This is a genomic window from Ornithinicoccus halotolerans (assembly GCF_009602535.1).
Classification (GTDB): domain Bacteria; phylum Actinomycetota; class Actinomycetes; order Actinomycetales; family Dermatophilaceae; genus Ornithinicoccus; species Ornithinicoccus halotolerans.
On sequence record NZ_WIQI01000114.1, the window covers coordinates 1 to 7,931 of the forward strand.

The 7,931-nt window shown below is 72.4% G+C and carries 10 protein-coding genes; 5 read left to right on the forward strand and 5 right to left on the reverse strand.

The genetic code is table 11. The annotated features are described in order from the left end of the window. Nucleotides 1–24 precede the first annotated feature (24 nt). Genes GFJ45_RS13985 through GFJ45_RS13995 form a run of 3 tightly spaced genes read right to left on the reverse strand, consistent with a single transcriptional unit; the run spans nucleotide 25 to nucleotide 2,343 of the window. On the reverse strand, nucleotides 25–204 hold the full coding sequence (locus GFJ45_RS13985; RefSeq protein WP_153398263.1) for a hypothetical protein: 180 nt from the start codon (nucleotides 202–204) through the stop codon (nucleotides 25–27). After that, nucleotides 201–1,082 (reverse strand): SOS response-associated peptidase, encoded by an 882-nt coding sequence (locus GFJ45_RS13990; protein WP_153398265.1) that lies wholly within the window; start codon nucleotides 1,080–1,082, stop codon nucleotides 201–203. The genes GFJ45_RS13985 and GFJ45_RS13990 overlap by 4 nt, the downstream gene beginning before the upstream one ends. A gap of 19 nt (nucleotides 1,083–1,101) precedes the next feature. Then, nucleotides 1,102–2,343, reverse strand: coding sequence for a pyridoxal phosphate-dependent aminotransferase (locus GFJ45_RS13995; RefSeq protein ID WP_323368742.1), 1,242 nt, complete (start codon nucleotides 2,341–2,343; stop codon nucleotides 1,102–1,104). 202 nt (nucleotides 2,344–2,545) lie between these two features. Here GFJ45_RS13995 and GFJ45_RS14000 point away from each other — a divergent pair, with 202 nt between their 5' ends. Together GFJ45_RS14000 and rsrA are read left to right on the forward strand one after the other, a co-directional pair. Next, nucleotides 2,546–3,196: a sigma-70 family RNA polymerase sigma factor gene (locus GFJ45_RS14000; protein ID WP_194288680.1), complete on the forward strand. Its 651-nt coding sequence runs from the start codon at nucleotides 2,546–2,548 to the stop codon at nucleotides 3,194–3,196. Next, complete coding sequence (gene rsrA, locus GFJ45_RS14005; RefSeq protein ID WP_153398271.1) at nucleotides 3,193–3,546, forward strand: mycothiol system anti-sigma-R factor; 354 nt, start codon at nucleotides 3,193–3,195, stop codon at nucleotides 3,544–3,546. Before GFJ45_RS14000 ends, rsrA begins: the two co-directional genes overlap by 4 nt. 76 nt (nucleotides 3,547–3,622) lie before the next feature. Here rsrA and GFJ45_RS17115 read toward each other — a convergent pair whose 3' ends face one another. After that, nucleotides 3,623–3,697 (reverse strand): 50S ribosomal protein bL37, encoded by a 75-nt coding sequence (locus GFJ45_RS17115; RefSeq protein ID WP_407670403.1) that lies wholly within the window; start codon nucleotides 3,695–3,697, stop codon nucleotides 3,623–3,625. Nucleotides 3,698–4,131: 434 nt separating this feature from the next. Here GFJ45_RS17115 and GFJ45_RS14010 point away from each other — a divergent pair, with 434 nt between their 5' ends. Both GFJ45_RS14010 and GFJ45_RS14015 read left to right on the forward strand, forming a co-directional pair. Beyond that, nucleotides 4,132–5,577: an HD-GYP domain-containing protein gene (locus GFJ45_RS14010; protein ID WP_153398273.1), complete on the forward strand. Its 1,446-nt coding sequence runs from the start codon at nucleotides 4,132–4,134 to the stop codon at nucleotides 5,575–5,577. Continuing rightward, nucleotides 5,574–6,887, forward strand: a complete 1,314-nt coding sequence (locus GFJ45_RS14015; RefSeq protein ID WP_153398275.1) for an HD-GYP domain-containing protein — start codon at nucleotides 5,574–5,576, stop codon at nucleotides 6,885–6,887. The genes GFJ45_RS14010 and GFJ45_RS14015 overlap by 4 nt, the downstream gene beginning before the upstream one ends. A 35-nt stretch (nucleotides 6,888–6,922) precedes the next feature. Here the strand turns inward: GFJ45_RS14015 and sodN are convergent, their stop codons facing one another. Then, nucleotides 6,923–7,339 carry a superoxide dismutase, Ni gene (gene sodN, locus GFJ45_RS14020; RefSeq protein WP_153398277.1) on the reverse strand — a complete coding sequence of 139 codons (417 nt, stop codon included), beginning with the start codon at nucleotides 7,337–7,339 and terminating at the stop codon, nucleotides 6,923–6,925. Between the two features lie 106 nt (nucleotides 7,340–7,445). On the opposite strand from sodN, the gene tsaB reads away from it, so the two are divergent. Beyond that, on the forward strand, nucleotides 7,446–7,931 hold a 486-nt coding region (gene tsaB / locus GFJ45_RS14025), incomplete at its 3' end, for a tRNA (adenosine(37)-N6)-threonylcarbamoyltransferase complex dimerization subunit type 1 TsaB (protein WP_153398279.1).

Sequence of the window (7,931 nt, forward strand, 5' to 3'; positions counted from 1 at the left end):
GGGCTGCTCCACCAGCACCACGTGTCAGCCGTCCGCGGCCAGCGCGGTCAGCGCCTGCAGGTCACCCGCGCCGGTGCCGCCCCCGGCGCCGTGGCCGAGCACCAGGGTGCCGGCGGCCGCTCCCGCCGCGGCGTGCAGGTAGCAGCGGGCGGGCCCCTCCGGCGTCTCCACCTCCAGCGTCTCGGGCCGGCCGCCCGCCGTCATGCCGGGTTCCCGCCGACGATCTCGCCGGTCGTGGGGTCGACGGTGCCGTCGAGCTCCTCGACCGGGACGGGCTCGATGAGGCGCGGGCCGTTGTTGCGGGTCGCGTTCACCTCCGGCCGTACCGGCCAGGCGGTGAACCGCCCCGGCCGGTGGTCCGACAGCAGCGCCTGCACCGCCGACTCGTCCTGCAGCTCGGGGTCCAGCCAGTCCGCCCAGCGGTCGCGGTCGAGGACGACCGGCTGCCGGTCGTGGATCCGGTCCAGCCCGGGCTCGGCCGGGCCGGTCAGGATGGTGAAGGTCGTCAGCCACGCCTCCGACGACCCCGGCTCGGCGGCCGGGTCGCGCCAGAACTCGTAGAGCCCGGCGAAGGCCAGCAGCTCCTCGTCGGCGCGGGCGACGAAGAACGGCTGCTTGCGCGGCTTGCCCCGGCGGTCGGTCGTCACCGGAGAGGCCTGCCACTCGTACCAGCCGCGGGCCGGCACCAGGCAGCGCCGGGAGCGGGCGGGCTTGGCGAAGGCGCCCTTGTCCAGCAGCGACTCGGTGCGGGCGTTGATCATCCGCATCCCGATGCCGGGGTCCTTGGCCCAGGACGGCACCAGCCCCCAGCTGAGCAGCCGCAGCTGCCGCACCGGCTCCTGCGCGGTCGCGGCGGGCTCACTCTGCTCCTCGCCGGCCGCGCCGCGACCGCCCCGGGGCCGCCGCTGCAGCACCACCGGCGCCTGCTTGGAGGGCGCCATGTTGTAGTCCGGGGTGCCCGCCGGCGGGTCCTGCGGGTTCGCCAGGACGCTACGGGTGGGCTCGCCGGTGCCGTCGATCTCCACCTCGAACGCCTCGATGAGCTCGTCGGGGTTGGCCGAGGCCGCATACCGTCCGCACACGCTCCGTCCTCCTTGTCGCCTACTGCCGGTAGCCGGCCAGGAAGTTGCCGAACCGTTCCAGGGCGGTGGCCAGGTCCCGGCCCCACGGCAACGTGACGATCCGGAGGTGGTCCGGCCGGGGCCAGTTGAACCCGGAGCCGTGCACGACCAGGATCCGCTCCTGCTCCAGCAGGTCCAGGCACAGCTGGGTGTCGTCGTGGATCTCGTGCACCTCGGGGTCCAGCCGCGGGAAGACGTAGAGCGCCCCGCGCGGCTTGACGCAGCTGACCCCCTCCATCGACTGCAGCATCGACCAGGCCAGGTCGCGCTGCTCCCGTAGCCGCCCGCCGGGTGCGGTGAGGTCGTGGATGCTCTGCCGGCCCGAGACGGCCACCTGGATGGCGTGCTGCGCGGGCACGTTGGGGCACAGCCGGGTGGAGGCCAGCAGCTCGATGCCCTCGATGAACCCGCGGGCGTGGTGGGTGGGGCCGCTGAGCACCAGCCACCCGGCCCGGAAGCCGGCGACCCGGTAGGTCTTGGACAGCCCGTTGAAGGTCAGCACCAGCAGGTCCGGCGCGAGCGTGGCCAGGCTGACGTGCTCGGCGTCGTCGTAGAGGATCCGGTCGTAGATCTCGTCGGCCAGCAGCAGCAACGAGTGCTCCCGCGCCAGCTCCACCAGCTCGGTCAGCAGCTCCCGGCTGTAGACGGCCCCCGTGGGGTTGTTGGGGTTGATCACGACCAGCGCCTTGGTGCGGCCGGTGATCCGGGCCCGGATGTCCTCGATCGAGGGCTGCCAGTCCTGCTGCTCGTCGCACAGGTAGTGCACCGGGGTGCCGCCGGCGAGGCTGGTCGCGGCAGTCCACAGCGGGTAGTCCGGTGCGGGGATCAGCACCTCGTCGCCGTCGTCCAGCAGCGCCGACAGCGACATCTGGATCAGCTCGGAGACGCCGTTGCCGAGGAAGACGTCGTCGACGCCGATCGGGGGGAAGCCCGGCACCTCCTGGTAGCGGCTCACGATCGCCCGTCGCGCCGACAGGATGCCGCGGGAGTCGGAGTAGCCCTGCGCCTCCGGCAGCGCGGCGATCAGGTCCTGCAGGATCGGCTCGGGCGCCTCGAAGCCGAACGGGGCGGGGTTGCCGATGTTGAGCTTGAGGATGCGGTGGCCCTCGGCCTCCAGCTGTGCGGCGCGGGTGGCCACCGGCCCGCGGATCTCATAGAGGACGTCCTGCAGCTTGCGGGACTGCCCCAGCGGGCGCAGGGCGGTGGCGGTGCGGGGGGTCACGGGCATCATCGTCCCACCAGCGGCGGGAATGGTCCGCGCGGCCCACGGTGTTGACCCCAGCAGACCGCACCGACGTCGCACGCCAGGAGGCCAGATGCCGACCGCGACCGTACCCCGGCCGCTACGCACGGTCCCGTTCCAGCCCGCCGCGCATTCGCTGCCGAGCGGCTCGTTCGACCCGTCGGCGCTAGGCTGGAGGGTGATGACACAGCACCAGCTCACCGACGTGGAGGCCCAGGCCGAGGCCGACCGGACGGTGGACGTCGAGCAGGAGACCCCCGAGGATCGGGCCGCGCGGTTCGAGCGGGAGGCGATGCCGCTGCTGGACCAGATGTACAGCGCGGCGCTGCGGACCACCCGCAACCCGACCGAGGCCGAGGACCTGGTGCAGGAGACCTACGCCAAGGCGTTCGCGGCCTTCCACCAGTACAAGCCGGGCACCAACCTCAAGGCCTGGATGTACCGGATCCTCACCAACAGCTACATCAACATCTACCGCAAGCGGCAGCGGCAGCCGCAGGAGTCCGACGCCTCCGACGTCGAGGACTACCAGCTGGCCCGCGCCGCCCAGCACTCCTCGACCGGCCTCCGGTCGGCCGAGGCGGAGGCGCTGGACCACCTGCCCGACTCGGACGTCACCCGGGCGCTGGCCCAGATCCCGGAGGACTTCCGGCTGGCCGTGTACCTGGCCGATGTCGAGGGGTTCGCCTACAAGGAGATCGCCGAGATCATGGACACCCCCATCGGGACCGTGATGTCGCGGCTGCACCGCGGCCGGCGCCAGCTGCGCGAGCTGCTGACCGACTACGCCCGCGAGCGCGGCTTCATCTCCGAGCGGGGGGACGGGTCGTGAGCCGCGAGGCGGAGGAGTCGCCGTCGGCACGCCGCTCGCAGGCCGACTGCGCCGACGTGGTGCTGCGCCTGTTCGAGTACGTCGACAACGAGGCCTCGGACGACGACTGCCGGCGCATCCAGGCGCATCTGGACGAGTGCGGCTCGTGCCTGCGCGAGTACGAGAAGGACGTCCTGCTCAAGGCGATGGTGCGGCGCGCCTGCGGCTGCGAGCCGGCGCCGGATGCGCTGCGAGCCCAGATCATGACCCGGATCAGCGGGCTGTCGGTGACCTCCTTCCGCGGTGAGCAGGTCAGCTACCGCACCGAGGAGATCAGCTACCGCACGGAGTGGCGCGAGGAGCGCTGGTAGCGGCCGCGCCGGCCACCCGACCAGCAGCGAGGCCCCCGTCCGACAGGGCGGGGGCCTCGGGCGTATCGCGGTGGGCTCAGGTGTTCGGCTTCTTGCCGTGGTTCGGGCCCTTCTTCTTGCGGTCACGACGCTTGCGGGCGCGCTTGCTCATCGGTGCTCCTTCGGCGACGAATGCGGTGGCGCCGTCACGGCGCCCTTCGGCTCAGTCCATTCTCCCACACGGCCGCCAGCCGACCACAGTTGCTGGCTCTGCGGCGCCCCTCGGCGGCGGGATAGCGGTATCCCCGGACAACAGAGGAGGTCAGCCGCCTGCGGGTGATACTGGCATCCTCAGTAAATTCTTGTTAAAGATTGCCTGGTGATCTCCTGGGTATCTCCCGCAACAGGCATGGAATGTGTCACGATCTACCTGGGTGAGCGTGACCTCTCCCCGGGTTCCCCTTCAGGGACCTGCCAGCCCCACGGAAGGAATCGCCATGCTTCAGCTGCTCCTGGAGTTCGCGTACAGTGCCAAGTTCGCTTCATTCGTCAGCTTTATCCAGACGGTTTCCTGGGAGGAGTGAGAGGCGCTGACGTCCACCACTCATGACTGAGCCGCGGACGTCGGCAGCCTCGCACGCCCCCAGCCAGGGGCGGGTCCGACGCGGACCCGCCCCTGCGTCGTCGTGGCTGGTCAGCGCCTACATCGCGCTGTTGACCGCGCTCCTGGTGACCGTCGCCGTGCTGGAGTGGCGGTCCGGGATCGAGACCCCGCGGTGGTTCGTCGTGGGGGTGCTCGCGCTGCTGGGGGCGCTGGGTGCCTCGCTGCGGGAGCGGGAGCTGGGGCCGAGCATCGGGGTCTCCTTCGGCACCGTCGTGCTGGCAGCCGCGCTGCCGCTCACCGGGCCGATCGGCGCCGCGGTCGTCGGGTACCTCAACTACCTGTGCGCCTGGCGCCCGCAGCGGTTGCGGGCACGGTTGTTCAACGCCTCGATGAGCGGATGCATGGGCGCGACCGGGGGGATCGTCTACGTGGTCATGGGGGGCGTCACCCCGCTCCCGGCGGAAGTCACGCCGATCCGGCTGCTCACCGGGGTCGCGTTGCCGCTGGTCGTGGGCTACAGCGTGATGACCCTGCTCAACTGCCTGCTCATCGGCGGGATGGCACGCCTGGTGAACGGCGTGCCGGCGCTCTCGGCGGCCAAGCGGACGCTGAGCAGCCTGGGGCCGCTCTACTTCACGCACGCCCTGATCGCCTTCCTGTTCGTGGTCCTCTGGGTCCCGGCGGGGGTCGGGCTCTTCAGCGTGGTGCTCATCCTCGGCCCGCTGCTGATCGCGCAGTGGACACTCAGCCGGGACGCCGAGGAACGGCGGTCCCACTCCCGCACGGTCACCACGCTGGTGGCAGCCCTGGAGACCGCCAGTCCCTACTCCGAGGGACACAGTGGCCGGGTCGCGGCGCTGAGCAGCCGGATCGGCCGGCGGCTCGGGATCACCGGTGAGCACGCCGACGAGCTGCACTTCGCGGCCCTGCTCCACGACATCGGCCTGGTCGCCGTGGCGCCCCGCCTCCCGCAGGGGGAGGAGCAGATCAGCGTGGACTACCTGGCCTCGATCGGGGAGCACTCCGAGGCAGGGGTGCGCATGCTGAAGGACATCGACTTCCTGCGGGAGGCGCTGCCGGGCATCCTGCACCATCATGAGCGGGTGGACGGGCGCGGCTACCCCTCCGGCCTCGTGGGTGAGGAGATCCCCCTCTTCGCCCGCGTCATCGCGGTGGCCGACGCCTTCGACTCACTGACCGCGACCCGCTCCTACCGGGACCCGTTGTCCCAGGACCAGGCGCTGGCCGAGCTGCGGCAGCGGTCGGGCACCCAGCTCGACGGGCACGTGGTCGAGGCGCTGGCAAGCGTCCTCAGCGAGCGGCCGTGGCAGCCGACGATCATCGCCGAGCACGTGCGCGAGGCGCACGGGACGGTGCACGACCACGACGACCCGCGGGTGAGTGACCTCTACGCCGCCTGGTCACCCCATCCGGACGGAGTCGCGTGAACCGGCTGACCCTCGACCGGGCGGTGTCGCTGCTGGCCGGGCTCATCGTGCTGGCGGGCCTGGTGCTGGCGGCTCCGGTCTTCCTGGAGCTGCCCGGCGAGACGCGGGTCGGGCACGCGGCCTTCATGCTGACCATCGCCGCGGGCGAGACGTGGCGGACCTCGGTGGTCGGTGCGCGGCGGTTCGCCCCCGTCGCGCTGGCAGCGTCGCTGGCGTGGGCGATGACGCCCCACCTTCCGGGGCCGTGGCTGGCCGACCACCGCGGTGGCTTCGTGGTGGTCGGCACGCTCGTGGCGACGGTGCTGGGGATGTGGGTCCACCAGCGGCGCACCGGGGCGCCCATCGTGGCCCGGGAGGTCGCGCTCCGCGTGATCGTCGTGGGCGTCGCGGTGCTGGTCTACCGGGTCCTCCCGGTCGGCGGCAGCACGGTCTGCATGCTCGTCGAGGGCTGGTCGGAGCAGCGGTGGGCGGCTGCGCTGGTGATGGTCGGGACCGCGGTCGCGGCGATGACCGCCTACCTGACGCTGGGCGTCATGCTGCGGGCCGCCGACCACCACGCCCGGCTGGGTCACACGCTGACCGACGAGGTCAGTGCCGTCGGCCCGCTCGCGGTCGCGACGACGCTGACCGCGGCCGTGATCGCCATCGCCTACGAGGGGGTGGGCCCGGTCGGGGTGCCGCTGTTCCTCGTCCCGCTGCTGCTGCTGCAGCTGGCCGTCGCCCGGCAGAGCGCCATCCGGCAGGCGCGGCAGCAGACGCTGCAGGCGCTGTCCCGGCTCACCGAGCAGGGCGGCTTCACCCCGCCCGGACACTCCGCCCGGGTGGCCCGGCTCTCCGTCCTCGTCGGGCGCCGGCTCGGCATGCACGAGCGGGAGCTGGCCGACCTGGAGGCGGCCGCGCTGCTGCACGACCTGGGCCAGGTGTCGCTGCGCCGCCCCATCCCCGGCGGGGCCACCCTCGAGGTATCCCCCTTGGACCAGCGGAGGATCGCGCAGGCCGGCGCCGCGATCCTGGCCCGCACCACCGAGCTGGCCCGGCTGGCCCCCGTTGTGGCCGACCAGGCCACCCCGGCCCGGCGGTCCGACGAGCTGACGGCCACCCCGCTGGGCGCGCGGATCATCAAGGTGGTCAACAGCTACGACGACCTCATCGGCGGTCACCCCGACCACGACGCCGTGGCCGCGGCGCTGGCCCGGATGCGGCTGTCGGTGGGGGACGAGTACGACCCGCAGGTGTTCCGGGCGCTGTGCGCGGTGCTGCACCGTGACAAGCAGATGTCCAGCCACGCCTACGCGCGACTGGACATCTGACAGGCTGGCCGCGACCGGCCGGACGTCGCTCTCGGTCAGGCGCGGGTGCCGCCCGCGGACGCGTCCTTGGTCTCCCAGAAGATGGTGGCGATCTCTTCGATCTTCGCCAGCAGCTCGTCGGCGGTGGCGGCGTCCCACGACCCCTTGGTCCCGGAGGCGCCGGCCAGCTTGGTGGCCTCGTTGAACAGCTGGTGCAGGTGCGGGTACTTCTCGAAGTGCGGCGGCTTGAAGTAGTCGGTCCACAGCACCCACAGGTGGTGCTTGACCAGCTCGGAGCGCTGCTCCTTGATGATCGTGCCCCGCATCCTCATGTCCGGGTCGTCACTGTCGTTGACCTTGTCGATGATCTTCTTCACCGACTCCGCCTCGATCCGGGCCTGGGCCGGGTCGTACACCCCGCATGGCAGGTCGCAGTGGGCACTCACGTCGATGGTGCGGGCGAACAGACGCATGATGCTTCGGTGTCCTTCCCTGTAGACAGCGGGTCGGTCCCCAACCTACTCCGGGCACTGTGGTCTCGCACGGGGGTCCCCCGCGCGAGCGGGCTAGCCTGGTCGGGTGCTGCTGGCCATCGACACCTCCACCTCCGCCGTCGGGGTCGCCCTGCTCGACCCGGCTGCCGGGGCGGGCGCTGGGCGGCCCGGTGGCGTGCCCGAGGTGCTCGCCCTGGAGCGGCTGGACCCGCGTCGGCACGGCGAGCTGCTGGCGCCGATGGTGCAGGAGGCACTCGGGGTCGCCGGCGACCGGCTCACCGGGATCGCCGTCGGTGTGGGCCCCGGCCCGTTCACCGGGCTGCGGGTGGGGGTGGTGACCGCCCTGGTGCTGGGCCACGCCCGGGAGCTGCCGGTCCACGGGGTGGGGTCCCTCGACGCGCTCGCGCTCGCCGCGGTGCGGGAGGCCGCGGCGACGGGGACCGACCTGGGGCGGGAGCTGTTGGTCGCGACCGACGCCCGCCGCAAGGAGGTCTTCTGGGGCCGCTACGCGGTCGCCGGTCCCGCGGGCGCGCCGGGCGGCAGCGGGCTGCCGATCCGGCGGCTCGACGGT